Here is a 25752-nt window from a genome sequence, read left to right on the forward strand (position 1 = left end):
CACGAGAATCAATATTTTTCCAGCCCATTCCAAAATGAATTGTCGAGGGACAAGAACATATTCCCATTGAAGTCGCTATTTTAGCGGCTTTTTTATTTTATCGGTACAAGTTCTTGTCCCAAGCTAAGGATAAGAACTTGTACCGATTGCCGATTAGGTGTATATCTAAATAATCAGCATATGCACTTATTTGGGAACAACTATAAATATTGTTACATTAATTAAATCCAAACCCCCGAGTTAGCTGTCTATATAACAGGAGGTGAACGACAATGATCGATGCACAGCAACAAATCAACGCCGCACAAAACGGAGATCACGATGCCTTCGTTTCTCTTATAAAGGATCGAATGGATAAGTTGCACCGAGTGGCTCGCCATTATGTACGGGAGTCCAAAGATGCGGAGGATATCGTTCAGGATGCCCTGGTTAAGGCTTATGAGTCACTGCAAACGCTGCAGCAAGCCGAAGCGTTTGAGAGCTGGCTTACCAGAATTGTGGTGAACCGGGCGCTCAATCATTTGAAGAAATCCAAGCGTGTTCACCTGAGCGAAGACCCGCAGGCGCAAGAGCCATTGGTCGTTAATGATATCGATCAAACCCTGGATCTGGAGCGTGCATTGGCCAGTCTGAATCCGAAGCTGCGTCAGCTCCTGTTCTTAAAATATAAGAAGGACCTGACCCAGCAGCAAATCGCCCATCTCCTGGATATGCCATTAGGTACTGTAAAAACACAATTACGGAAGGGGCTGGAACATTTGCGCAACGAAATGGCTCAAGATTTTCTCGAACGAGACCTGGATACATTACGCCTGCAGTTAAGACAACAGGCAGAGCACCAGTTTGCCGTTTCACCGGATTATGATCTGATCGTCAATGACTATCAAGAGAACACCGGGAGGGGAACAGGGAAGGGAGAAGCGGGATTCTTATGGGTTAAAACGGGGAGTGATGACGCCGTTTCTGCCACGCTCTCCAGGGGCGGCAACTTGCTAGACTATGCCATTTCCTGGGCCTCATTGGACAACGAGACACGGATATCTGAGGAGGAGCTCAAACAGCAGGCAGAGCAATTCCTGGAAGATCATTATCCCGGCGCACTGCGTGATTTTCCGTATTGTGAGATGGAGTGGATGGAAGGGATGTTTGTGTACACACGACAGCAGAAGGCGATGGGGCTGCCGCTTCCTGAGACGGGATGCCTGATTATGGTTCATCCCAGCGGTCGCGTGGTCGGATTTAGGTACTATGGAACCGTTCCAGGGCCAGCACTCCCAACCATGATCACACCAGAAGAGGAACAGATGGCGTGTATGAAGGCGAATTTTTTGCTACATGTGGAATATTGCGTATTGGACAAAGCCGTGTACACGGATGGTGACGATCAGGTCCATCTTGTTTACGCCCCCCGAAGTAGAGGGCTAATCTATACTGCATCATCACAGGAGGAAGTTCCGACAGCCTATAGGGCAGAAGCTGTCCCCTCTGACCCAAGAACTCTGGACGAGTGGCCAGGTGAGTTCCCGCCCGCACGAAGCCTAGAAGAGTGGATTGGCGTAAACAACGACCAATTTCAGTTAGTACAAGACGACAATATTGGCTCGAACACCAAGTTGATGGTGTGGAAGCAACAGAATGAAGAGCGTCCAGCCAAGAATGACCGGTCTTGGAAGGCCTATTGGGCTGATCAGATGGAGGGAGCGGTCAAGGCGCGAGTAGACAGCCAAACCGGACAACTGATTGACTTTGTTTCGCATGGTAAGCCAGATCAACTAGCTCCATTAACCTGGGATCGAGACGCATGTATAGAAGTAGCTATGGACTATGTCCGAGGACTAGCAGCTGAAATGTTGCCGTATCTCAGGCTTCTAACTGAAGAGACCGACGACGAAGATCGTTTGGAAATCATTCGCTTTGGTGTATATGTTCAAGACGTATCTGTCAGGGATGAATGCTATCAACTAGCTGTTGACCGCTCTAATGGGAGGGTCAAAAGTTTGATGTCCCCCTCCATAAGGCCAGAACAGTTAAAGAAGCTGGAGACCGTGCCTTCATTTGATTACCAGACAGCTATCCTCCGATGGACGGCACAGGCCAAGCTGCGTCTGCAATGGGAACGGATGCACAATGCTAGGGCGGAAGAGGCCCCGTACGAACTAGTGTATCGAATGATTGGTAGCGAGCACGAGCGGACGCCCGAAGTGCTTGATGCGCATACGGGGAAGTTATACGAAAATACTTTTTACTGACAAACAAAAACATCTAGCCCGAAACTAAGGGCTGGAAGGCATTCAAAAACCTGCGGACGTAGAACAGCATTGGAAGGAGGTTGGCGTCCATTCCAGAATGCCCATCGATGGTTCCTTATGGAAGGACGATCCCATCCTTTCTTCCTATCCACCGTCCCGTGTATACAAGGTAATCGAGCGAGATCATGCAGGAAGAGCGATGGAGTTTTTGAGAAAGCCAGAGAAGCGGTCTTTGCGTTCAACCGTAATATTGCTGTCGAGGGACAAGAACATGGTCTCATTAAAGTCGCTATTTTAGCGGCTTTTTATTTTATCGGTACAAGTTCTTGTACCGAGCCAAGGACAAGAACTTGTACCGATTGTCGGAAAAGACAAGAATATAGTCCGATTACCGATTAGGCCTGTATCTAATCGTCATCTTGCCCTTCAATTCATTAAACTAACGGGCAGTATAGTTCCAATATGTGGTATATTTGTTTAGGCAATGATGGGAAAATTGTAGTCATTAAGGGGGGAGGTATGGCGACCACAATAGGTCTTATTAGACATGGGGTTACTGAATGGAATACTCTTAGCAAGGCTCAAGGAATATCTGATATACCGCTAAACGAAGAAGGAATAGAGCAAGCAACTGCACTGGCAAAAAGACTTTCAAGCGAAGAGTGGGATGTTATATTCTCCAGTAATCTTACGAGAGCTAGGCAAACTGCCGAAATTATTCAGCAATGTTTAGGAGTACCCGTATTCACTGATGAACGTATTAGAGAGATTAATTGCGGGCTAATTGAGGGCACCGCCGAGGAAGAGCGTATCACTCGTTGGGGAGCAAATTGGCGTGAGCAAAATCTTGGTATGGAAGATTTCAAAGTGGTCGCAAAGCGAGGTCTAACTTTTCTCGAGAAACTGATTAAAGAATATGTTGATAAAAGAATATTAGTTATAAGTCATGGAGCATGGATTGGGCTGTCATTACAACATCTTTTGCCGCAACATTTCCAAAAAACGTATATAGATAATACTTCTATAACCATTCTTACACACACTAACAAAAAGTGGGCATGCCAATTATATAACTGTACCAAACACCTTTAGCTATTGTGGACTAAGCTAACGGGAAACGTTAGCTCAATAAAACAAAAAAAAGCAGCCGATCATTGTGATTGGTTGCTTTATTCAACTAACGGATAGAATACTTTCAAGATTAGACGCGGTGAACCACACTAAAAGTATCGACGAGTTTATCGTCGTTAGCAACTATTAAGCAGGATAATACAGTTTCTGGGTCGAATTTGGTTGGCGGTAAGTTAGAATAGGGGGGGGATAAGATATGGAAAAGTACGGAAGTGACAAGGCACGTTTTCTAAAAGAAATAATGGATTTGATGGTACCCATAGAAGGCGGATCAATTGAACTATGCGATTTTCTTAATACAGATAAATGGCTTAGCACTGATTACACTTTATCTAACCCAGGAAGTAGTAAAAAGACTATAACGTGGACTGAAGCTATAGAGCCATTCCGAGTAATGAAGTATCCAGTAACACAGCAGTTATATCATTTTGTCATGCATGAAGAAGAAATAGAGCCGATTGTGAGTAAGCTGCCAATTACGGAAGTTTCGTGGATGGATGCTATTACTTTCTGTAATGAGTTATCGAGAAAGCTTGGCAGGATGGAATGTTACACAGTTACAAACGAAAGTGAGAACACAATATTTAACAAAATAGCGAATGGATTTCGATTACTGTCAGACGCTGAATGGCAGTATGCGTGTAAAGCAGGATCAACGGGATATCGGTATGCAAGAATTGATCATATTGCATGGTATCAAGGAAATTCCAATGGATCTGTTCATAAAGTAGGACAGTTGCTTCCTAATCCATGGGGACTTTATGACTTGATCGGTAACGTCTGGGAATGGTGCTGGGATCTATATGATGCTGAACGATATGGGAACTATAGAGTTTTCAGGGGAGGCAGTTGGGCTGAAGTGGAGAACAATTGTGGTTCTACGAGTAGAAGGAAAAGCATGCCCAATTTTAAAATAGATGATCTTGGTTTTAGAATAGCACTTACAAATCCTTGAGAAAACGACACATCGAGTATGCTCAAGTCGTTGAGCTGACGGTAGGTGTTCAACTATCCGAAAATATAACTTACTGATGACCAGAAGGCAAGATTATAGAATCACCAAATGTCGCGGGACACAAACATTGTTCCATTCAAAGTCGCTATTTTAGCGGCTTTTTTGATTTAAGGAACCAAGTTCTTGTCCCAAGCCAAGGACAAGAACTTGTACCGATTACCGTAATAGACAAGAACATCGTCCGATTGCCGATTAGATGTGTACTTAAGTAAAAAGTACATAAGCCCTCATTAGTACCAAATATTTTATATAAGAACATTCACATTAAAATATATTACTTATGTAACATTTCTCAAAGAAAGACTCTTAAATTATAGTTCTCTTTTTTGTCTCAGACTCTCAATAAAAACAGGTAGTTATCTGGATAAACTTAATTGAGCGCGTAAATGAATTAATAATTGCTTCTCGATCGTGTATGCGATATATTGCATATAAGAATAATTGTATTGAGGATGAAAACAATGCCAATACCTAAAGATTTTTCCTTACCAGTCCGTATGTCCGCAAAAGAAAGAGCCTTTTCTCAGATTCAACGATGGATTATTGATGGAACACTGCAACCAGGTGAAAAGCTTATTGATGCGGAAATGGCTGAATCGCTTGGAGTCAGCCGGACACCGATTCGGGAGGCATTTCAGTTACTCGAAGTTCAAGGCCTCGTGTCCATGCATCCAGGAAAAGAAACAAAAGTAACGAATATTGAGAAAAACGATATTTTTAAGATGTATTCAACGATGGCTGCTCTTCAGGCCATAGCTGCTGAAATTACCGCCCAAACTATTGTTCCAGAACAGATTGAGAAACTAAGATCACTAAATTTGGAATTTGCAAGTTCCATTAAGAATGGCCAAGTTTATCAGGCTATGGAGGTGGATGAGCAATTTCATAATTATATTGTGGAGCTCTCAGATAATCCTTATGTAGCTACATTTAATACATCTCTTCAGATTCACATTAGGCGATTTAAATACGTATTTTTAAAACAACCTATTACGGCTACACTAGCTTCAGTTGAAGAACATGATCAGATTATTAAAGCTTTTGAAGGCAAAAATAGCAACGATGCCCATAATTTAATGAAACAAAATTTTATTCGACCGATGCAGGAACTGAACGAAATACTTTGAAATGAGGGAAGAAACATGGAAAATAAAAAAGATCTTCGCATTCGAAGCAAGGTAATCAGTGAAGGTGCTAACCGGGTACCGAACAGAGCGATGCTGCGTGCAGTTGGATTTCAAGATGAGGATTTTAAAAAGCCAATGATCGGAATAGCAAGTACGTGGAGTGAAGTAACACCGTGTAATATGCACATCAATGATTTAGCGGTGCAAGCTAAGCGGGGCGCACGTAATAACGGCGGTGCTCCACTAATTTTTAATACGATTACCGTTTCTGATGGGATCTCGATGGGGCATGGCGGGATGTTGTTCTCGCTACCAAGTCGGGAAGCTATAGCTGATTCGATTGAAATTGTGACCGGAGCCGAGCGTTTTGACGGCGTTGTTGCAATCGGTGGGTGTGACAAGAATACGCCTGCATGTTTGATGGCTATTGGACGGATGAATATTCCTTCTGTTTATGTATATGGAGGAACCATTCAACCTGGTAATCTCGACGGTAAAAAAGTGGATATCGTTTCAGCTTTTGAAGCCGTTGGGCAATATCAAGATGGAAAAATAACAGATGAACAATTGCATAAGGTCGAATGCAGTGTTTGTCCAGGTCCAGGGGCTTGTGGGGGGATGTATACCGCTAATACGATGGCCGCAGCTGCAGAAGCAATGGGTATGTGTTTGCCTGGTTCTTCTTCGACATCAGCTATCTCAGCGGATAAAGCATTGGAATGCGAAGCAGCCGGTAAGCAGGTCATCTCACTTCTTGAACAGGAAATCTACCCAAGAGACATTATGACGAAGAAAGCATTTGAGAATGCGATCACCGTTGTTATGGCTCTAGGGGGATCAACCAACGCATTTCTCCATCTGCTAGCTATTGCGCACTCCGTAGAAGTGGATTTAACCTTGGATGATTTTGAACGAATTCGCTTGCGTGTTCCTCATTTGGCAGATCTGAAGCCAAGTGGTCAGTATGTCATGCAGGATTTGAATGATATTGGTGGTGTTTCCGGGGTAATGAAGCTATTGCTCGCTGAGGGATTACTTCATGGGGATTGCCTCACCGTAACTGGTAAAACGTTGGCGGAGAATTTAGCGGAAGCTGCTCCACTACAGAATGATCAAGAGATTATACGTCCACTCAATAATCCGCTTAAACCAAATGGACCACTGGTTGTGCTTCGAGGAAACCTAGCTCCTGAAGGCGCTGTTGCCAAAATGTCAGGCATGAAGATACAACAGTTTTCCGGACCGACAAAGGTCTACGATAGCGAAGATGAAGCGACAGAAGCGATCATGAATGATGAAATTCAAGAAGGGGACGTATTGGTCATACGCTATTGTGGACCGAAGGGTGGACCAGGTATGCCTGAGATGCTTTCCGTTACAGCACTCATTGTAGGGAAAGGTCTCGGTGGGAAAGTTGCTCTCATAACAGATGGTAGGTTCTCGGGTGGCTCGCATGGATTTGTAGTTGGCCATGTATCCCCTGAGGCACAAGTAGGTGGACCGATCTCTTTGCTCCAAAATGGAGATATTATCACCATCGATAGCGACATTCAGGAAATTAAGGTTGAAGTGCCAGAAGAAGAGTTGGCCGCTCGAGCGCAAGCTTGGGTACAACCGCCACTGAAAGTGAAATCCGGTGTACTTGCCAAATATGCTAAATTAGTTTCCTCTGCTTCAAGAGGTGCAGTAACAGATTTGATGAAATAGACAATTAAACATTGATGCTACATATAAAATGGGAGGGGAGAAGCTACTACAACGAATGCATGAAGCGCGCTAAACAAAAAAACGCCAGCTTTAAAGATCAAGAATGTCGCAAGAAAAAGATGAAGAATTTAGTTTCATCATTTGAAAATGAAGTGCACCCCCTAGAATAGACATTGGAAAAACCCCTGGGTTTAGCCGATGAAATTCTAGGGGGTGTATTTTTGCTGGTACCGTTTCTCGACTTTCATTAATTGGGGGTTGGCTACGAATAGCAGGCAGGTTCCGGCTAGTGTTTGGATGGTCTAAATCTCGAATGAGTAAATATTGCCAATGCAAGTCGCTAGCCCGTTAGGCAATCCAAACTAGCTGCTTTCAATATTAAATTAAACTCTCGAAGAAAGGGAAACAGAAAAATGTCGAGGGACAAGAACATAGTCCGATTACTGATTAGATGAATATCTAAATAGTATCATGACAGAACTTATGGCGAGACAAAAGCACAATTCGCTTTCTGAAACCAAGAACTCAGTTCCATTGCTGAAAAAAATGACGCTGTCAAAGGTGAGTATAGTTATAAAGTTCTTGTCAAAAGAAACTTGGAGCCATGAAATTTATAAGGGTTACGGGTATACGAGCTCCTAAAACGAAACCCTTTTACTTATGTTCAAAATCTAATCTGAAATAACCCTGTATTCTGGTCCCAAAATGGAACATGAGTTGTCGAGGGATAAGAATATGGCACGATTAGGAAAATACCTAATCGGTTTTCCCTAGCTAATTCATGCATCTATCGCTCAGGATAGTGTAACTATGGCGATACGAAAAACTGGAACCGCAATCAATATATATTCGCAGATAAGGTTTCTTTTAAAACATCTTCAAATATAAAAAGAAAGTTATCTATTCTAAATAAGAATTAGTACTTTTTTGCAAACAATTTAATGACCATTCTTTATAAAGAATGATGCAAACATCAGTGATTGTTGGACAAGATTTAAATTTTTTCTTCTATTATAGATCTACTCTCATTTGTTCGTTAGTGCAGTTCAACATGTAGTGTTTTGATTCGGTCAGATAACAGGTACAGGAACATCAATTTGTACATTGCGATTGATCTCCTTAATGTACAAATTGTAGATAGGCGCTGGGGCACGTTTAATCTGTCAGCCATTAAACTATTTGAGCAGAAGAACTCGCATATACAAAACAAACATGAGGAGTTGCAACCGGGCAAAGTTCCTTAGAAGTATATAAAATGTTAGTGCGCGCTCCTCTGGTATCCTATACTTAGCAGCTATCATAACAAATTCTCGATGTTGGGTAGGATCACCCCCAGAAACAAGAATAAATTATTCTTCCACATATTACCTTGTTGATCGCTAGAAGGGAACCACAAACGGTTCATCTTCGTTTACTAGTTCCAACTGCGCAAGTTCCAAACAGCCCTTGGAAATGCTCCAAGTCTTGTTCGGAAATTTTTGGATTATTGCTATATGTGTAACGATAGAATTCACAAATAGCTTTCTCCTTACATCTCTAAGTCTAAAGAGATGTATATTCTTTCATAGAAGATTGTGGTCTTAATCCTCTTTGTCTTATGCTGCTAAATGAGATACCGCATAAAATAATAATCACTCCAAGCCATTGAGACCAACCTACTAATTCTCCTAGTACAAGTGAAGACATTATAACGGCCATGGGTAATTCAGATGCGGTCATAATTGTACCCATTCCTGAACCGATATGGGGCATACCTATGGAGTACAGAAGTGGAGGCAATACAACGCCAAAAACTCCGAGAACTAATCCATATGGACTCAATCCTGCCAGCACATCCAGGTTGAATAAGAAGGTTGGAGGGAAAACCACAAAGACAGTAATAACAGCTCCAGTTGAGAGAAGGGCGCTTTTCAATACGGGCGAAGTATCTTTCGCAACAGAACCACTGAGGAAAATAAATAAAGCGAAAGTTGAAGCAGCCAGTAGTCCCCAAATTGTTCCTTTCCACGATAACGAGAGATTTCCTTGAGAAGAGACGTTAGCCGCTAGTAGGGAACCGAAAAGCAGTACACCAATCGAGATTAGTTTGCCCCCGGTAGGTTTTTTCTTCTGAAGGACCCATTCGTATAATGTTCCAATCCAAACAAACTGAAATAGTAAGACAATAGCTAGAGAAGCATTTATGCTCTGTAGTGATTGATAATAAAACATACCTGTCAGTCCAAAGGGGATTCCGGATAATAGAAGTTTTGTAATTTGCTTGAGAGTAAGGCTTCTCTTTTTGACAAAGATCACAAATATCCAACTTAAAACTGCACCAAAGAAATATTGTGCGCCAGTGACTTCTGGTGTTGAAAAGCCAGCGTTATAAGCCAGTTTAACAAATGTGGAAAGTATGCCGTAACAACAGCCTCCCAAAAATACAATAAGTGCATAATGCCATAATTTCATAAATATTCCTCCTTTTTTGCATACAAAAAAACCACACAAATGCGCATAGGCATTCGTGTGGCGAAAATAGAGATCACTCTCTAGAAAAATCCACATCCATCGGGTTTTAGTATTTCGTTCATTTCGGTATCAGTATAAAAGCAAAGGTTTGTTCTTGTCAATAACCTGTGACAGAGAATGAGGATAAAAGTCAAAAGGAAACCTACACCTTCAGTAACAGTTGAGTACATAGTAATGTGCTTGTATAGCAAATATTCTAAAATTCATATGGAATATGTGAACTAAATTTTCTTTCATATATGAAATGTAAGTATGGTCATGTGAATACCTTTTTATAAGTCAAGTCCTAGTAAAAAAACACTTGCATTTTTTGAAAAAAGTGTTTTATTATTGTCCGCAAAGAGAGCTTGTACATCAACTGGGTTGTGACTGTTCAATCAGGCAATACCATTTCTGGCCAGAAAATACGTACTTTTTGCTAACTTTTCACAAAATTTGAAGGCTGTTGACAAATTTGAAATTACTAAAATAGCCTTGCAGAATTGAGCGTCGTTGTGCAAAAAAACAGAACGCTGAACTTCAGCATGGAAATGATGTTTAGAGTCTATCCACTGGACAGCCATACAGTTTTTTTGATGCAAAGTCACAGCCAGAGAGGAAGAGCACTCATGAATTATGATCAGTTGGCCAAGGAGATTTTGTCTCGAGTTGGCGGTGTTGAAAACGTTAACAGCGTTGTTCATTGTATAACACGATTGCGATTTCAATTAAGGGACGAAGGAATGGCCCAAACAGAAGAATTAAAGAAACTGTCTGGGGTCATTACGGTCATGCAAAGTGGCGGTCAATACCAAGTTGTGATAGGGAATGAAGTTCCGGATGTATATAAGGCCATCACTAAACTTGGAAATTGGTCTGTAGAGGGTGAAGAGACTTTAAGTTCCGATGAAAATAAAACAGCCAAAGGAAATATCTTCAATCGTTTTATTGATATGATTTCAGGTGTTTTTCAGCCATTACTTGGTTTGTTGGCTGCGACAGGAATGATTAAAGGGTTCAACGAACTGTTTTTATCTTTTGGATGGATTACGGAAACATCTGGAACATATCAATTGTTAAAAGCAACTGGAGATTGCCTGTTTTACTTCTTCCCCGTATTTTTAGGGTACACTGCAATGAAAAAATTTGGTGGGTCGTCCTTTATAGGAATGGCTATAGGGGCATCACTCGTATACCCAACGTTATCTAGTTTAAGTGAAGGAGATCCTCAATTCATTTTGTTTGGAGGGACAATTTTTGAATCTCCAATTCATATTACGTTTTTGGGTCTGCCAGTAATTTTAATGACGTATTCCTCCTCAGTCATACCCATCATTTTAGCTTCGTTCTCTGCATCTAAATTAGAAAAAGTTCTAAAAAGAGTTACACCACAAGTGGTACGAACGTTCTTGGTTCCCTTTTTTACGATGCTTATCATCGTCCCAGCTACTTTTTTGGTAATAGGGCCTATATCTACATGGGCAGGAAATTTAATTGGAGCGGGCGCTACTGAAATTTACGGATTTAGCCCTATTTTAACGGGTATAATAATAGGCTCCATGTGGCAGGTTTTGGTTCTTTTTGGACTTCATTGGGGAATCATCCCCATCGCGCTGCTGAATATTGGAACACTTGGATCAGATCCAATTATGGCGCTTTCTTTTGGGGCTTCATTTGCGCAAATCGGTGCGGTTCTAGCAGTTCTGATCAAAACTAAAAATCGAAAAATAAAAGCGTTGAGTGTACCGGCATTCATTTCTGGGATTTTTGGTGTCACGGAGCCTGCTATATATGGTTTAACCTTACCTTTAAAAAGACCATTCATTATGAGTTGTATTGCCGGAGGGATCGGTGGAGGTCTTTTGGGATATGCTGGGTCAAAATTTTACATTCTTGGAGGCCTCGGTGTGTTCGGCTATCCCAACTTTGTAAATAAGGTAGCCGGTATTGATTTCAGTTTTTATATGTCACTCATTGCAACTGCCGTCGCCTTTATTTTTGGGTTTGTCTTAACCTACTTTATTGGTTTTAAAGATCCAACAGAGACGATATCAACCAATATTGCTGAAAAACAAGAATTCGTTCCTAATACAAGTCAATTAAATGACCAACCCTTTGAAATCGTTAGTCCGATGACAGGTACTGTAGTTAGACTCCAAGATATTAAGGACGAAACTTTCGCAGGAGAGTATATGGGCAAAGGGATAGCCATCCTCCCTACAACGGGACGTGTTGTATCTCCAGTAAACGGCATTGTACAAACGATTTACCGTACGAAACATGCCATTGGTCTTATCAGTGATGATGGAGTAGAAATACTCATTCATATTGGACAAGATACCGTTCAGTTAAAAGGTCAGCACTTCAATTCATTCGTGAAAGATGGGGATCGGGTTAAGGTTGGGGATGTCATTGTAGAGTTCGACTTGCTGGCGATCCAGGATGCCGGTTATGAAATGGTAACCCCCATTGTTATTACAAATACGTCCATGTATCACGACATTGTAGGAATTGCAAATGACAGGGTAGATGAAAAAGAACCGTTACTCAAAGTATATGCACAAAAATAGGGAGGTAATTGGATATGTTTAATAAAATCACTACATTTCCGGATGGTTTTCTGTGGGGTGGTGCTACGGCTGCCAATCAAATTGAGGGGGCATACCTAGCTAATGGTAAGGGACTAACGACCATTGATTTGATGCCGAAGGGGCCTAAACGTGATCAGGTTTCGATGGGTAACTTAAATTCGTTTGAACCCGAGGAAGGCGAGATTTATCCTTCCCACGAAGCTATCGATTTTTATCATCGTTATAAAGAGGATATCGCTCTTTTTGCGGAAATGGGCTTCAAATCGTTTCGAATGTCGATTTCATGGGCTCGCATCTTTCCCAATGGTGACGATGTAACCCCGAATGAAGCAGGATTGCAATTCTATGATGACGTGTTTGATGAACTTCTGAAGTATAATATTGAGCCTGTCGTTACTATATGTCATTTTGATTTACCTGTGAACTTGGCGAAAACGTATGGCGGTTGGAAAAACCGAATTATGATTGAGCTATTTGAAAAATACTCCAAAACATTGTTTGAACGCTATAAAACCAAAGTGAAATACTGGATGACATTTAACGAGATTAATATGTTATTGCATCTGCCTTATACAGGAGCTGGCATTATTTTTGAAGAAGGAGAGAATAAACAACAAGTTCTGTATCAAGCAGCGCATCATGAACTGGTTGCAAGTGCTCTGGCGGTTAAGGCTTGTCATGAAATTATTCCTAACGCCATGATCGGATGTATGTTGGCAGCTGGAAATGTGTATCCATACAGTAGTAATCCAGAAGATTACTGGGAAGTTATGGAAATGGAACGAGAGTCCTACCTCTTGATTGATGTACAATCTAAAGGGGAGTATCCCGGATATGCAAAACGCTTTTTCATCGAGAATGGAATTCAACTTCAGTTTGAGCCTGGAGATTTGGGAATTTTGAAGAAATATACAGTGGATTACATTGGTTTTAGCTATTATTCCAGCCGTTGTACCAGTGCTGATCCTGAAATACTGAAGAATTACACAGATGGGAATGTTTTTGGTTCTGTAATCAACCCTTATTTGGAAACCTCAGAATGGGGATGGACAATTGATCCAAAGGGCATGCGGATTACTTGTAACCAGTTACATGAGAGGTACAATAAACCATTATTTATCGTAGAGAACGGACTTGGTGCGAAAGATACTCTTCTGGATAATGATACCGTTGAAGATGATTACCGCATTAAGTATTTAGATCTTCACTTTGCAGAGATTGCTGAAGCAATAAAAGACGGAGTTGATATTATAGGGTATACAAGTTGGGGACCGATCGATCTTGTGAGTAACGGTACCGGCGAGATGAAAAAACGGTATGGGTTCATTTATGTTGACAAAAACAACGATGGCTCTGGCACGCTTCGAAGAATCAGAAAGAAAAGTTTTCATTGGTACAAAGACATTATTGCTAATAATGGGGCAGGGTATTTCCTTGATTAATTGATCGGTAGTATTCGCGTGTTAATTTAATGAAGCAGTATGACAAAAATATTTCAAGTATGTGTGCTAAATAAATACTTGAGGGGAAACAAGGCAGGCCACATAAGAGAATCTCTATATGTGGTCTTCTTTTAACTCCAAAAGACTTTGAGATGTATAATTCAATGTCCTCATGTCGAGAGACAAGAACATGGTCCCATTGAAGTCGTTATTATAGCGGCTTTTTAATTTATCGGTACAAGTTCTTGTCCCGAGCCAAGGACAAGAACTTGTACCGATTACCGTATTGGACAAGAACATGTTCCTATTGCCAATTAAGCGTGTATCTAATCGTCATCTTGTCCTTCAATTCCTTAAACTAATCACAAGGAGGGCAGTTTTTTTATTGTACTACACACCGATTAGGTTTGAATGGCAGACTCATACTTTAGAATAGGACGAAACCCCCTTTGAATAGAGGTTGTCCACTAACTTGAAAAACTCTTCTGACGATAAATCCTTTTGTCGCTGGAGCCAAAGACGAAATAAGGAAAGGGAGGTTGACAGGTAAAACTCAATCAAGTATGGCGTTAAGGCAGGGTTTTGCGGAACATTTAATTCCAACTGATTTAGAGTAATTTCTTTTTTTAAGCGTTTTAAAAAACGGGGACTTCCATAATCACCTAAAAGGGCATGGAGAACCAAAAGATGTTCTTTTTTGTCCAGACAATGGAGCGCATCTTGAACCGTATGCATCGATAGCTCTTTTTTCACCAATTCTTCTTTTATGTCGTTCAATAAGTCATTTTCAAGAGCATCTAACAATTCGTAAATATCAGTAAAGTATTGATAAAAGGTGCTACGGTTATATCCTGACTTATTCGCGATTTCCTGAACTGAAATTTTCTCGATTGGTTTTTGGCTATATAACTCACAAAAAACTCCAACAAAGGTTTGTCTTGTTTTCTCTGTTATTTGAGGTTGCTTTTTCATGTTTTCCTCCTATTAGCGTCTAAGAATATCATCCGACAAATCATAAAATACTGATGGTTGATCAATGAATATTGAAAATTTATAATCAATTATACAACATGTTGTCGGATAATTAAATAAGAATTGGTAATAGGTAGGAGGGGTTTTAATGTCAAATAAACAAAATCGAATTTTAATTTTTGGTGCAGGTGTCATCGGGAGCATGTACGCAATTAAGCTTATAGAAGCAGGGTTTGACGTTACCCTATTTGCACGTTCAAATAGATATAAATCATTAAGAGAAAATGGCCTGCGATATAAGGAAAAAGGTTCAGTTAGATCGATAAAAGTGAATGTCATTGATACACTCGAAAACGGCGATGTGTACGATTTTATTTTCGTTACCGTTCGTTATGATCGGTCCGAATCAGCGTTGTTAACGCTAAAGGATAATCAAAGCAAAAATATAGTTACGATGACTAGTAATTCAATGGGATTTTCTTCGTGGCTGGATATCGTAGGTGATAGACTATTACCCGCTTTTCCGGGCTTCGGTGGACAGATTAAAGATGGAGTATTGCATGCTCGATTTCTACCAAAGATTATAGCGGCAACTGCATTCGGAGAAATTAATGGTGTAGTGACAGAACGAATAGAAAACCTCGCAAAAATATTAAAAACAGCAAAGCTTCCTTACGTCATTAAAAAGGATATGCAAGCGTATCTAATTACACATTCGGTATCAGACATTGCCATGTTAAACTTTTTGCATTCTGAAAATAAGATCATTGACAAAAAAACTGCCAGAACCAGAAAAACGGCACGAAAAATAACATTCACTTTAAAAGCGCATCTAAAGGCAATACAAAAAGCTGGCGTTTCGATTGATCCACCAATGCTTAAAATGGTGCTTAAATTTCCAAACTTATTTTTGGATCTTTTCTTTATGACATGGCTACGAACTAAAATGGTTAGAGATATGATGTTGCCGGATTATGCGAATCATGCTAACAATGAGATTGTGCAGCTGAGTAATGATTTAATAAAATTTTTAAGTCAAAATGGTATCAAATCGGAAATGGATTAACGACAAATTGTTCCTGATGGTGAATACGATAGATTGTCGAACTATCCAAAAGCTATAAGGAGAGTTAAAGACAACCAGATGAACTACAAAATCATCCCTGATTCAGGCAATGCAATTAATTATGAACAGGCTGATCTGATCAAAATAAGGAGTTATTCGCTTTTTACAATGAACGAGCTACAACCGAGAGAGGGAGCAATTCTGCTTTAAAGTGTGTTTTTTATACTGATGGGTAGAAATATTCAAAAACTGAATTGGAACAAGGCTGATTTCTCTTTGGCACGCTATGTCAAGGGGAAGAACGTTGTAACTGTAATGGTCACAAGAATATTCCCCGACTCCAAAGTAACCATATTCCAGGATGATCAGGCTAAATCCGAGAAGCTGAACATTCAAGGTAATGAGATCTATTATATTCAATCCGATATTAAGGATAGGGAAACTAATTCCGTTCCTTACCATCGGATTGGATGGAGGGACGATCACAATCATTTGTTGTATGAAATATTCAAAAATGGGGACAGCAATTTAGGTAAAAAGGATCTGGTCAAAATTGCTGAAGAGATGCTTACATCTCCTTAGTGTTCTAAACAACAAAGGGATAAACAAGGCACTTTAGACATTAGTTCTGCTTTACTGAAGGACCCAAGTAATCTTCCAGCCAGTTATAATTTGAATAGAGCTAACAAAACCTATAAGCAGTATTATTAATGGAGATATCTGTAAAGGAAGGGCCATCCCACAAAGGATGGCCTTTAAACTTGCCGTTACAGATTGTATGGCTTAAAGAGTCCAGTCCCACGGGCAGTCGGTTTGTCTTTAATATCTCCAGCGCTTTACCCAACGTCCATACGAATATCTGAAAGATGAATATATTATTCTATCTGAAACAGATAGGAGGTATATACGTTGACTCAATTTCTGGATGCAAGATCATCGCAAAATGCTGCGTTGTTTAATTCTATTTCCATACCGATTCCAGTGATTAACACGCCTCAATTATTCGGCCAGATTGGTCTGCAAACGGCTGGAGCCGGAACCAATCTGAGGGTCTCCCTAAAAGGAACCATAACAGTACAACTACCTCTTGCTCTATTTCAAGTGAGAATTATTATTGTAAGAGGCACTGTTGCTACTGATCCGATCGTTTACTCTGCTAACTTCACGTATGGTTTAAGTGGTCTCCTCAACCCCGAAGTTATCATGTTTTCTGCCAACGACTATAATCCACCGATCTCTGCTCAAATAACGTACACTGCATTTATCAGTAGCAACCTGCTCGGAACGGTTCGGGTCGGCCCTGAAAGTTTCGACGGATTTATCGTTTCGAATTAGAATGAATACGTCCACCCCCGTACTTTATCCTGTTTTTACATAGGGTTAAGGTAATGGGGGTGTTTCATTTAATTTAAATTAGTTTCCAAAATAAACATCCAGCTTACCCGTGGGTGGCGTTGTCGCCATCCAGACAGCTGCCAAATTATCTGGACTAACTGTAGCCGCAGTAATATAGTCTCCAATGAGTACTGTGGGCATCGGAGAGTTGCCATTCGGATTAAAAGATGTATTTGTGATGCGACGATTAGTGAAGCTCGCACCTCCATTAAACGATTCTGCAACAAAAACGTCCAGCAGGAACCCGTTAATTTGATTGCTGTAATATATGACGCGGATCGTCCCGGCAAACGGCGATACGCTTATCGACGGGAAAAAATTCTGTGTACCCGTTGGCGCGCCTGTGATACTGATGGGGTCTGACCATAAAAGGCCATCCGGAGATTCGCAGAGTAAAACATCGGTATATCCGGCACGGGCATCATTCCAGACGGCATATAACGTACCACTGTTGGTTCCATTTGATATATCCGCCCCCATGCTTAAGTTAGTCTGTACTCGAAAGGCATAGTTTGGTACAGGTAAAGGCGAAGGTGCCGGTACAACGGATGAAATAAACGTTGCTTGTCTCTCCAGAGGAGGTTGATAGGTAATGCCCCCATCGTACGAAATACGCAATAACGCAGATGGACTGGCAGGGCCCGTAATGATATAACCTGCATAGACTTGACCTGAGAATCCAACAGCCAGCGCAGCCCGATCGTGTATTCCTCGGGGATTGGACTGCCGATCAGGAGGCTCCCAGGAGATCCCTTGGGTGAGCGACCTTTGCGTAAATATAGCGGAAGAAGCAGTAGCAAGCGGAGTATATCCTACATATGCATTGCCTCGATAAGGGCTCCCTGGAGAACGATCAACAGCTATGTAAGGCTCATCATTATGAACAATAGTACCGAACCCCGCTTGGACGATAACCGGTGGCTGCCACGTGAGTCCATTATCCAAAGAAGTATAACTCGCAATCGTCCCATCATTGATCCCGTTAAACAAATGCACGGTAACGATAAAGGTATTCGGAAACGTATAGTCTATCGTAGGCGCCTCTGCTCCTGCATACCCTGCCGGTTGAGGAAGCACAGTGGTGGTCCAGGTACTGCCTCCATTAATGGAACGATAGAAACCAGTCAATGTTGGCCCGGTACTGGTATCCACAGCTACCACGCACATAATATTCGGGTTCAGCGTATTAACTGCAATTGAAGGTTCAAATTGACTGCCTGCCAAAGCCCCGGTAATATTCACAACTACCATCTGCTCACCTCGATTCCTTTAAGGGATATTTGTGAATCGGTCAATTAATGTCATCTCCGATTGAAGCACACGCTGGATGATCTGACCTGTAGAATTAACTCCATATACATGGATGACCGTACTTGTAGCACTAAAATAATCGCTCTGCACCTCGTAAAAAGCAGCATTGATCAATGGATAGATTAAGCTTCTGGTCGCTTGAGGTAGTAATTCAAATAGATCATGAGCAATGGGTATACGTGCAGCTTGGGTAGTGTCCCATCTGAATACCTCAAGCTCAACATTGACAGGCACATTAAGGGAATCATTAATGCAAGTCACGATGAGCTGAGTGGATTGGGTCTCACCCGAAGTTGGATTGTAAATAAAGCCTGTAGAGTTTGGCAAAAAGCACACTCCTTCCGCAATATATAGTAAAGTATATTACGATTCCTGCTGCCAGTATGACTAAACTTCGACTCTTATATTGGAACGATATGAAAATTTTGTTGTGATACATATGCTAGATTACTAGATATTTCTATTATTATGTACAAAGTTGGAGGAGACATACGATGCTTATTAAACGTGTAGGAAAAATCGCAGCGGTTACTATAATTGACAATAAATAAATGATCGTTTATTATTGGTTCATGAGATATAGAGATGATAACAAAGTCGAAGCAATATATGACGCGACTATACAGCTAATTAATGAGATCGGTTTCTCTGACACGTCGATATCAAAAATTGCCAAAAGAGCGAGTGTATCGGCAGCGACGATTTATATTTACCATGAGAACAAAGAGGATCTGCTCTATAAGACCTACTTAAAGATTAAAGGCAAGATGAGCGAGGAAATGTTTCAGGGAGTGGATCATACCCGAACAGTTTACGAACGATTTGAGGCTATCATCCGCAACTATGTTGATTTTATTCAATCCTTCAAAGAATATTTTTTGTTTCTGGAGCAAATAATGAATTCGCCTTTGCCCCAGAAATGGTGCCTAGAGGATACGGCAAGTCAGTTTCAACCGATCTTCGAGATGTTTGAAGTCGGCATCCGACAGGAGATCTTGAAGAAAGAGGATATTAACATGCTAGTTGCTTACTCCATCTTGCCAATAGCCGAATTGTTGAAAACACATTTGAAGAACGGAACCATATTGAATAGTAAACAATTAGATTCTGCCATCAAGATGAGTTGGGACGCTATTAAGGCATAATAAAGTATTTTAAGCGATGCTACGCATCGCTGTTCTTTTTACCAATAATAAACGAATATTCACTTATTATTGGCAATATAGATAAAAAGAGAGGAAAAAAACAATGAAGTTTACCATCTTTGGAGCTAGCGGGGGTACGGGCTTACTGCTAATTGACCAAGCGATCAACAAGGGACATACCGTAAAAGCCTTTGTACGTGCCGCAGATCGAATCCCGTTTACCCGGGAGGGATTAACAGTTGTAGAAGGAAATGTATTTAGTGAACAGGATGTAGGATCGGCTGTTGAGGGGCAAGACGCGGTGTTTGTAGCTTTAGGAGCCACAGCAGGAAGTCCTTCAGATCTATGCTTACGTGGGACTCGTTCAATTGTGAACGCCATGAGAAGGCATAAAGTAAAAAGACTGGTCGTTCTTACGGGCTTTGGCACCAGCAGAGAAAGCAGGAATCAGCTTGGAATTGGGATGAGAATGATTGTAAAACTAGTTTCTTTAATAACGTTCCGAGAGTTTTACGATAAGGAAAGGCAAGATGGTATTGTACGGAAAAGTGGATTGGATTGGACTATCGTTCAGCCTTCAAGGCTCACCAATGATCCGGGCAAAGGGCAATATAAACACGGTGCTTTTACTCCTTCCATGCTAGCTAAAATTTCTCGTGTCGACGTGGCTAGATTCATGATCGATTCAGTCGAACATGCGCGATATATCAAACAATCCTCGTTTATGCACGACTGATTGAAACAGCTTTGCTGTAGTAATGACCCAATTACATTTTAAAATATAAGCTTTCGGAGGAATAAAACATGAGACCAAACTGGACGCCTGACGATCTCCCAAACTTAAGAGGAAAAACCGCTATCGTGACGGGAGGCAATGGCGGGGTAGGCTATTATACGGCATTGGAGCTAGCGATGCACGGTGCCAAAGTGATCATTGGAAGCCGTGATCCTAGGCGCGGCGAAGAAGCAATCATAACGATGAAACAAACTGCATCGAATATAGATGTGACAGTGGAGCCATTAAACTTGGCTGATCTGAAGTCAGTTCGAAGCTTTGCCGACACGATCCACGGGAAAGTGAAAGGAATAGACGTCCTTATAAACAATGCTGGGGTAATGGCAGTTCCCACTCGTGAACTGACGGCCGATGGTTTTGAAATGCACTTTGGAACCAATCATCTTGGACACTTCGCGTTGACAGGTCTGTTATTGCCATTAATTGAAAAGAACCACGGTCGAATCGTTACAGTTAGCGCACAGTCAGCTCAAATGGGTGATATAGATTTTTCTGATTTAAAAATGGATAAGAAATACAGACCAATGGCAGGATACAATCGCTCGAAACTTTCAAACATACTGTTTGCCCGAGAATTAAATCGACGTGCGAAGAAGAAAGGTATCACTTCTATAGCAGTACATCCTGGTACAAGTCCTACAGGAATCGGGAGAAACGCACCGAAGGGAACCAAAGCATTCGGACTGCTATTAATGAAAATATTCGGAACTCCTCCTGATCAATCATCTTGGCCATCACTTATTGCGGCGACGGATTCGACAATCACCGGAGATATTTACGTAGGGCTAGGAATGAATCCTCTAAAGACTAAGAAACCGAAGATTGTAGATTTCCCCAAAAAGGCATTGGATGTGCAGGTTGCAGAAAGACTTTGGTTATTATCTGAGAAGTTAACCGGAGTACATTATGACTTGTAAAAAAATATCAAAGATAGCTCATTTTTCGCCTATAGACCCGTTAAGATGAACCGTATCACATATGCCCAGGTCATTACGCAAGCGGGAGACATTAATTCTAAATAACATGGAGCAGTTCGCCGGTTGGCAGCTGCTCCTTTTTCGTTAAGCTAACGGGCGGGTTAGTTTAATGGATGATAGAATAAAGGAAATCCAGATAACTGGAGGACCCACATGTTGCCTTTTCCAGCTGAAACTAGTCGTAAAGAAAAATTAGATTTTATACATGAGATAAAGAACAAGTTATTAGAGAAATATGATGAGGACATTGAGGCTATCGGTAGTTATGGATCACTTGCTCAAGTAAAAGAAGGACCTTATTCAGATTTAGAATTGCACATAATTAGTAGAGATGGAACGAGTATACCTACCTAACCGTGAATTAATATTTCATCCGTTTAGATTAGAGATTTCTACAAAGCAGAAATCCGAATGGTTTCATCAAACAAGCGTGGTGGACGATGGATGGGCCATTAGAACGGGTAGTTTCATACATATTACCTCTCTGTACGATCCACATGGCATATTTAATAAGGCGAAGGAGGTTGCGCTTTCAGTACCTTACGAAGAATTAGAGAAGTAATAGCAGAATTTATGGTTTGGGAGCCGTATAAAAATATAGGAAAAATTTTCAAAATGACATAAAGTCGCCAACCAAGAAACCTCTTATAAAACAAGGGGGGGTAATTGTCGAGGGACAAGAACATAGTCCCATTGAAGTCGCTAATTTAGCGGCTTTTTTATTTTATCGGTACAAGTTCGTGTCCCGAGTCAAGGACAAGAACTTGTACCGATTGCCGGAATGGACAAGAAAATAGTCCGATTACCGATTAGGCATAAAACTAAACGGTTCTTTTAATGAAATGACTACTGTTTTGACAAGAAGAGATTCAAATGATATTATTTGCATGTGCAAACAAATAATATTGGAGGTAATTTAAAAATTGAATAATTTATCCACACCTTTCAAACTAAAAAACCTGGAACTCAAAAATAGAACTGTCATGGCTCCGATGTGTCAATATTCTGTTGAACTAAAAGATGGCGTACCCAATGATTGGCATTTTGTGCACTATGCTTCCAGAGCCGTTGGTGGAACAGGATTAATCATTGTAGAAATGACAGGAGTTGATCCTGATGGAAGAATCACAGATGGTGATCTTGGTCTGTGGTCCGATGATCAAATTCCTCCATATCAACGTCTCGTCTCTGAAGTCCAGAAGCATGGATCTAAGATAGGTATACAGATTGGGCATGCGGCAGAAAGGCAGAGGATGCTCTTCAACCAGTAGCACCGTCCTCTGTTCAAGGTGGAGCGCTACCTGAAGAGACGAAATATGGAGAGTTGAAACTCCCCAGAGCCCTAACAATCGAAGAGATTAATCGAGTAATTAGTCAATTTAAGGATGCTGCTAGACGTGCAGTTGAAGCCGGGTTTGATACCATTGAACTTCATGGTGCCCATGGGTATTTGCTTCATCAGTTTATGTCACCCAGTATTAATATCAGAAAAGATGTATATGGAACAGACCTTTCGAAATTTGGTGTAGAGGTCATTCAAGCGGTGAAAAGTGTCATGCCTAAAAATATGCCCCTGATTATGAGACTTTCTGCAATTGAATACATTGATGGCGGGTATGATATTGAACATGCATTGAATATGGGAGAGAGATTTAAAGCTGCAGGTGTAGACATTTTCCATATTTCTAGCGGTGGAGAAGGAATCCCAGGAAAATTGAAGCCATTAAACACGCCTGGTTACCAAGTCCCTTTCGCAAGAATGTTTAAGGATCGTCTTGGTCTTCCTGTGATTGCTGTAGGAAAGATTGAAAATGCTGAACTTGCTCAAGCAACTATTACAAATGGTGATGCAGATCTGGTTGCGGTGGCGAGAGGAATGTTGAATGATCCTTATTGGACATTGCATGCGATGAAAGCGACAACAAAGAAAGTGGAAGCACCTTTTCAGTATTCGAGAGGAATTCGTTAAAGGATTAATCGTAAATTTAAATAAAGGGAGAGATAAAACGTGAAAAGTATTACAAGAGGAATCGATCATATTGGAGTAACCGTGCCCGATATCGAAGAAGCAACAGTTTTCTTTAAAAAGGCTTTTGACGCTAAAATTGCTTATGATAATAAAAAAATTGAAGATGAGCCTTTAGCTGGACCAAATCTAGAGAAAACATTAGGTCTAAAAAAGGGAACCAAAGTTATCCATATGCGCTTGCTTTCTTTTAATAATAGCGCTAGTATCGAACTATTTAATTACGTCGATGCTGATCAACGGAGACCGTCAATTGCTTCTGACTTGGGTGTTCAACATTTTGGTTTCTATGTGGATGACATTAAAGAAGCAGCTAAAGCATTTGTTGAAGCAGGTGGAGAGTTATTAAATGATCCCGGTGAATTGTTAGGAGATGTTGAAGATGGAACAGGTCATTTTGTATATGGGCGTGCACCATGGGGAATGTTAATTGAACTCATTAGCTATACACCGCATGGATTAAACTACCCTGAAGATAGTGAAGCAAAACGTTTTACACCATAACATCTGCACTTATGACCAACCACATATAAGAAAATTGTTACACAGAGATAATTATTAATTCATGTAAGTAATGCTGTACCCCTATGTCAATATGTGCTAAGGAAATGCATGCATTAAAGCTATACTCATTTTGAGGAGACGGCATCGATTTGATCTTTTGACATCAGCTTAAGTTGAGGTAATACTATATGTGGGACAATACAACGTATAGAACGAAAGGAAGATATACTTGAGCGATTCGGATTATCTAATTCATGACTGGGTCAATTTCTCCAAATATCATGATCGAATTAATAATGCTTTAAACCATATTCTTCAGGAACGTTATCAATTTAGCTTAAAAGAGTTTTATTTGCTTATGTACCTTTATCATTCCGAAGACAACAAACTACGTCTGTCTACTGCATCGAATATGATTGGTTTAAGCCAGAGTGCTCTTACTCGTCTAATAACCAGATTGGAAAACCATACTTTTCAACCTGTAGAACGAGTTGTGTATGAAGAAGATAAGAGAGGCTTCTATGTTGTTCTTACTCCAAACGGTGAGAAATATACGAGAGATATTATTACAGAAGTTAGTTCTGTTTTAGAGGAGTCTATGTCTGAAAAGGATAAAAAAAACATTCGATTATTTACTTCTTAAATACGGTACACAAAATAAACGGACATTATAACAGTAATACATTATGGACAAATAACCACAGTCGCATTTTATAGCGACTGTGGTTATTTAATCTTATGGTACCTTAATGAATAAAAAAGTTCGGATTTCTTTCGGATAGGTAGGGCCGTGTATTGGGAATCTGTCGCGGGACAAGAACATTGTTCCATTCAAAGTCGCTATTATAGCGGCTTTTTTGTTTTATGGAACCAAGTTCTTGTCCCATGCTGAGGACAAGAACTTGGTTCCTTTGCCGAAAAGGACAAGAACATTGTGTCATTGCTGATTTAATGTTCATCTAAAGAGATACACGCTCTAAATAGGGTGGTACTTGCAGTGAATCAATTCGTTTCAAGATGAGACAAACAGAGGTTCACCATTAGAGTCAAATATATTTATTAAAAATAGAATAAACATGATTGAAAATGAAAAAAGCTCAAGTTTATAAAGAATTCCGCTTTTCTATACGAATTTTGGAGGAAAATTATGCTTGAAATAACAGGTGATGAAATCGCTCAACTTAACGATACTGACTTGCGATCCTTAGTTGGTCTCCTTTGTGAAGCGGAGCTGGCGTCTGAACAAGTTCCGACAGCAGGTGTAACCTGGGGAGGGGATCAAAATGCTAAAGATGGTGGGATAGATGTAAGGGTTGAAGTGAAATTTATTAGAAAAGATGGTTTTGTTCTTAGGGCAAATACAGCATTTCAAGTTAAGAAACCCGATATGCCTCGTAGGGACATTATAGAAGAAATACGACCAAAAGGAGTACCGAGAGAAGTTTATAAAGAACTTAGCGGATAATAATGGAGCTTATATAATTATAAGTAGTCAAGGATCCACTTCAGGTTCTGCATTACAAAACAGAAAAACTGCCATGAAAGAAGCTATCACAGGGAACGCTAACGCATCGAAGTTAAAAGTTGACTTTTATAATCGTGAGCGTATAGCTAGTTGGGTAAGAAGTCATCCTTCTATGATTCTATGGGTTAGAGAGAAGATTTGATACCCCCTACAAGGATGGCAGTCATTTGATAACTGGGCAGATTCCTCTGAAGGTGATAACAGTGAATATCTTATCGATGGAACCTCTCGCTTGTCTGACTCATCGAGTACAGCTACCACCGGAATGGATTTGTTGCAAGGT

General features: G+C 40.6%; 21 protein-coding genes and 2 pseudogenes. 19 read left to right on the forward strand and 4 right to left on the reverse strand.

Going from position 1 to position 25752, the window contains the following annotated elements; genetic code table 11:
- The first annotated feature begins 272 nt into the window (after positions 1-272).
- The 6 genes and pseudogenes from MKY01_RS17070 to ilvD all read left to right on the forward strand — a co-directional run bounded on the left by MKY01_RS17070 (position 273) and on the right by ilvD (position 7229).
- The gene (locus tag MKY01_RS17070) at positions 273-2249 is read left to right on the forward strand and encodes a sigma-70 family RNA polymerase sigma factor (RefSeq protein ID WP_339282763.1); all 1977 of its coding nucleotides are present in this window, start codon (positions 273-275) and stop codon (positions 2247-2249) included.
- Between the two features lie 37 nt (positions 2250-2286).
- Positions 2287-2504: pseudogene (locus tag MKY01_RS17075) on the forward strand (DsbA family protein); the annotation flags it as partial.
- A gap of 264 nt (positions 2505-2768) precedes the next feature.
- Positions 2769-3341 carry a histidine phosphatase family protein gene (locus MKY01_RS17080; protein WP_339282765.1) on the forward strand — a complete coding sequence of 191 codons (573 nt, stop codon included), beginning with the start codon at positions 2769-2771 and terminating at the stop codon, positions 3339-3341.
- Positions 3342-3576: 235 nt separating this feature from the next.
- Complete coding sequence (locus tag MKY01_RS17085) at positions 3577-4335, forward strand: SUMF1/EgtB/PvdO family nonheme iron enzyme (RefSeq protein ID WP_339282767.1); 759 nt, start codon at positions 3577-3579, stop codon at positions 4333-4335.
- A 521-nt stretch (positions 4336-4856) separates the two neighbouring features.
- Positions 4857-5522, forward strand: a complete 666-nt coding sequence (locus MKY01_RS17090) for a GntR family transcriptional regulator (protein WP_339282770.1) — start codon at positions 4857-4859, stop codon at positions 5520-5522.
- 15 nt (positions 5523-5537) lie between these two features.
- Positions 5538-7229, forward strand: coding sequence for a dihydroxy-acid dehydratase (gene ilvD, locus MKY01_RS17095; RefSeq protein WP_339282771.1), 1692 nt, complete (start codon positions 5538-5540; stop codon positions 7227-7229).
- Positions 7230-8771: 1542 nt separating this feature from the next.
- Here ilvD and MKY01_RS17100 read toward each other — a convergent pair.
- Positions 8772-9680 carry a DMT family transporter gene (locus MKY01_RS17100; protein ID WP_339282773.1) on the reverse strand — a complete coding sequence of 303 codons (909 nt, stop codon included), beginning with the start codon at positions 9678-9680 and terminating at the stop codon, positions 8772-8774.
- A gap of 668 nt (positions 9681-10348) precedes the next feature.
- Here MKY01_RS17100 and MKY01_RS17105 point away from each other — a divergent pair.
- On the forward strand, positions 10349-12289 hold the full coding sequence (locus MKY01_RS17105) for a beta-glucoside-specific PTS transporter subunit IIABC (protein ID WP_282321205.1): 1941 nt from the start codon (positions 10349-10351) through the stop codon (positions 12287-12289).
- Between the two features lie 14 nt (positions 12290-12303).
- Complete coding sequence (locus tag MKY01_RS17110) at positions 12304-13752, forward strand: 6-phospho-beta-glucosidase (protein ID WP_339282774.1); 1449 nt, start codon at positions 12304-12306, stop codon at positions 13750-13752.
- Between the two features lie 420 nt (positions 13753-14172).
- On the opposite strand, the gene MKY01_RS17115 is transcribed toward MKY01_RS17110, so the two are convergent.
- The gene (locus MKY01_RS17115) at positions 14173-14724 is read right to left on the reverse strand and encodes a TetR/AcrR family transcriptional regulator (protein ID WP_339282776.1); all 552 of its coding nucleotides are present in this window, start codon (positions 14722-14724) and stop codon (positions 14173-14175) included.
- Positions 14725-14872: 148 nt separating this feature from the next.
- Here MKY01_RS17115 and MKY01_RS17120 point away from each other — a divergent pair, with 148 nt between their 5' ends.
- The 3 genes from MKY01_RS17120 to MKY01_RS17130 all read left to right on the forward strand — a co-directional run bounded on the left by MKY01_RS17120 (position 14873) and on the right by MKY01_RS17130 (position 17125).
- Entirely contained in the window at positions 14873-15790 is a 918-nt protein-coding gene (locus MKY01_RS17120; protein WP_339282778.1) for a 2-dehydropantoate 2-reductase N-terminal domain-containing protein, read from the forward strand.
- A 228-nt stretch (positions 15791-16018) separates the two neighbouring features.
- On the forward strand, positions 16019-16372 hold the full coding sequence (locus MKY01_RS17125) for a DUF4367 domain-containing protein (RefSeq protein ID WP_282321201.1): 354 nt from the start codon (positions 16019-16021) through the stop codon (positions 16370-16372).
- 327 nt (positions 16373-16699) lie between these two features.
- The gene (locus MKY01_RS17130; protein WP_062329837.1) at positions 16700-17125 is read left to right on the forward strand and encodes a hypothetical protein; all 426 of its coding nucleotides are present in this window, start codon (positions 16700-16702) and stop codon (positions 17123-17125) included.
- Positions 17126-17203: 78 nt separating this feature from the next.
- Here MKY01_RS17130 and MKY01_RS17135 read toward each other — a convergent pair whose 3' ends face one another.
- Complete coding sequence (locus MKY01_RS17135) at positions 17204-18436, reverse strand: exo-alpha-sialidase (RefSeq protein WP_339282782.1); 1233 nt, start codon at positions 18434-18436, stop codon at positions 17204-17206.
- An 18-nt stretch (positions 18437-18454) separates the two neighbouring features.
- On the reverse strand, positions 18455-18823 hold the full coding sequence (locus MKY01_RS17140; RefSeq protein ID WP_062329841.1) for a hypothetical protein: 369 nt from the start codon (positions 18821-18823) through the stop codon (positions 18455-18457).
- Positions 18824-19068: 245 nt separating this feature from the next.
- Between MKY01_RS17140 and MKY01_RS17145 the strand changes: the two genes are divergently transcribed.
- The 8 genes and pseudogenes from MKY01_RS17145 to MKY01_RS17180 all read left to right on the forward strand — a co-directional run bounded on the left by MKY01_RS17145 (position 19069) and on the right by MKY01_RS17180 (position 25409).
- Positions 19069-19641 carry a TetR/AcrR family transcriptional regulator gene (locus MKY01_RS17145; RefSeq protein ID WP_076327897.1) on the forward strand — a complete coding sequence of 191 codons (573 nt, stop codon included), beginning with the start codon at positions 19069-19071 and terminating at the stop codon, positions 19639-19641.
- A gap of 103 nt (positions 19642-19744) precedes the next feature.
- Entirely contained in the window at positions 19745-20377 is a 633-nt protein-coding gene (locus MKY01_RS17150) for an NAD(P)-binding oxidoreductase (RefSeq protein ID WP_339282783.1), read from the forward strand.
- Positions 20378-20445: 68 nt separating this feature from the next.
- Complete coding sequence (locus MKY01_RS17155) at positions 20446-21354, forward strand: oxidoreductase (protein WP_339282786.1); 909 nt, start codon at positions 20446-20448, stop codon at positions 21352-21354.
- A 213-nt stretch (positions 21355-21567) separates the two neighbouring features.
- Positions 21568-21768 carry a hypothetical protein gene (locus MKY01_RS17160; protein ID WP_339282788.1) on the forward strand — a complete coding sequence of 67 codons (201 nt, stop codon included), beginning with the start codon at positions 21568-21570 and terminating at the stop codon, positions 21766-21768.
- Between the two features lie 569 nt (positions 21769-22337).
- A pseudogene (locus MKY01_RS17165) lies at positions 22338-23383 on the forward strand (NADH:flavin oxidoreductase/NADH oxidase).
- A gap of 39 nt (positions 23384-23422) precedes the next feature.
- On the forward strand, positions 23423-23944 hold the full coding sequence (locus tag MKY01_RS17170; RefSeq protein WP_127549211.1) for a VOC family protein: 522 nt from the start codon (positions 23423-23425) through the stop codon (positions 23942-23944).
- 229 nt (positions 23945-24173) lie between these two features.
- Complete coding sequence (locus MKY01_RS17175) at positions 24174-24587, forward strand: MarR family transcriptional regulator (protein ID WP_127549209.1); 414 nt, start codon at positions 24174-24176, stop codon at positions 24585-24587.
- 504 nt (positions 24588-25091) lie between these two features.
- Entirely contained in the window at positions 25092-25409 is a 318-nt protein-coding gene (locus tag MKY01_RS17180; RefSeq protein WP_339282789.1) for a hypothetical protein, read from the forward strand.
- Positions 25410-25752 lie beyond the last annotated feature (343 nt).

It is taken from the genome of Paenibacillus sp. FSL R5-0486 (genome assembly GCF_037975155.1).
Lineage (GTDB): Bacteria > Bacillota > Bacilli > Paenibacillales > Paenibacillaceae > Paenibacillus > Paenibacillus amylolyticus.

Coding starts and splice junctions, on each gene's coding strand:
- MKY01_RS17080 (WP_339282765.1), top strand. CDS start 2,769: ATGGCGACCACAATAGGTCTTATTAGACATGGGGTTACTGAATGGAAT.
- MKY01_RS17100 (WP_339282773.1), bottom strand. CDS start 9,680: ATGAAATTATGGCATTATGCACTTATTGTATTTTTGGGAGGCTGTTGT.
- MKY01_RS17180 (WP_339282789.1), top strand. CDS start 25,092: ATGCTTGAAATAACAGGTGATGAAATCGCTCAACTTAACGATACTGAC.
- MKY01_RS17105 (WP_282321205.1), top strand. CDS start 10,349: ATGAATTATGATCAGTTGGCCAAGGAGATTTTGTCTCGAGTTGGCGGT.
- MKY01_RS17150 (WP_339282783.1), top strand. CDS start 19,745: ATGAAGTTTACCATCTTTGGAGCTAGCGGGGGTACGGGCTTACTGCTA.
- MKY01_RS17145 (WP_076327897.1), top strand. CDS start 19,069: ATGAGATATAGAGATGATAACAAAGTCGAAGCAATATATGACGCGACT.
- MKY01_RS17090 (WP_339282770.1), top strand. CDS start 4,857: ATGCCAATACCTAAAGATTTTTCCTTACCAGTCCGTATGTCCGCAAAA.
- MKY01_RS17070 (WP_339282763.1), top strand. CDS start 273: ATGATCGATGCACAGCAACAAATCAACGCCGCACAAAACGGAGATCAC.
- MKY01_RS17135 (WP_339282782.1), bottom strand. CDS start 18,436: ATGGTAGTTGTGAATATTACCGGGGCTTTGGCAGGCAGTCAATTTGAA.
- MKY01_RS17155 (WP_339282786.1), top strand. CDS start 20,446: ATGAGACCAAACTGGACGCCTGACGATCTCCCAAACTTAAGAGGAAAA.
- MKY01_RS17125 (WP_282321201.1), top strand. CDS start 16,019: ATGGGTAGAAATATTCAAAAACTGAATTGGAACAAGGCTGATTTCTCT.
- ilvD (WP_339282771.1), top strand. CDS start 5,538: ATGGAAAATAAAAAAGATCTTCGCATTCGAAGCAAGGTAATCAGTGAA.
- MKY01_RS17110 (WP_339282774.1), top strand. CDS start 12,304: ATGTTTAATAAAATCACTACATTTCCGGATGGTTTTCTGTGGGGTGGT.
- MKY01_RS17115 (WP_339282776.1), bottom strand. CDS start 14,724: ATGAAAAAGCAACCTCAAATAACAGAGAAAACAAGACAAACCTTTGTT.
- MKY01_RS17085 (WP_339282767.1), top strand. CDS start 3,577: ATGGAAAAGTACGGAAGTGACAAGGCACGTTTTCTAAAAGAAATAATG.
- MKY01_RS17160 (WP_339282788.1), top strand. CDS start 21,568: ATGTTGCCTTTTCCAGCTGAAACTAGTCGTAAAGAAAAATTAGATTTT.
- MKY01_RS17120 (WP_339282778.1), top strand. CDS start 14,873: ATGTCAAATAAACAAAATCGAATTTTAATTTTTGGTGCAGGTGTCATC.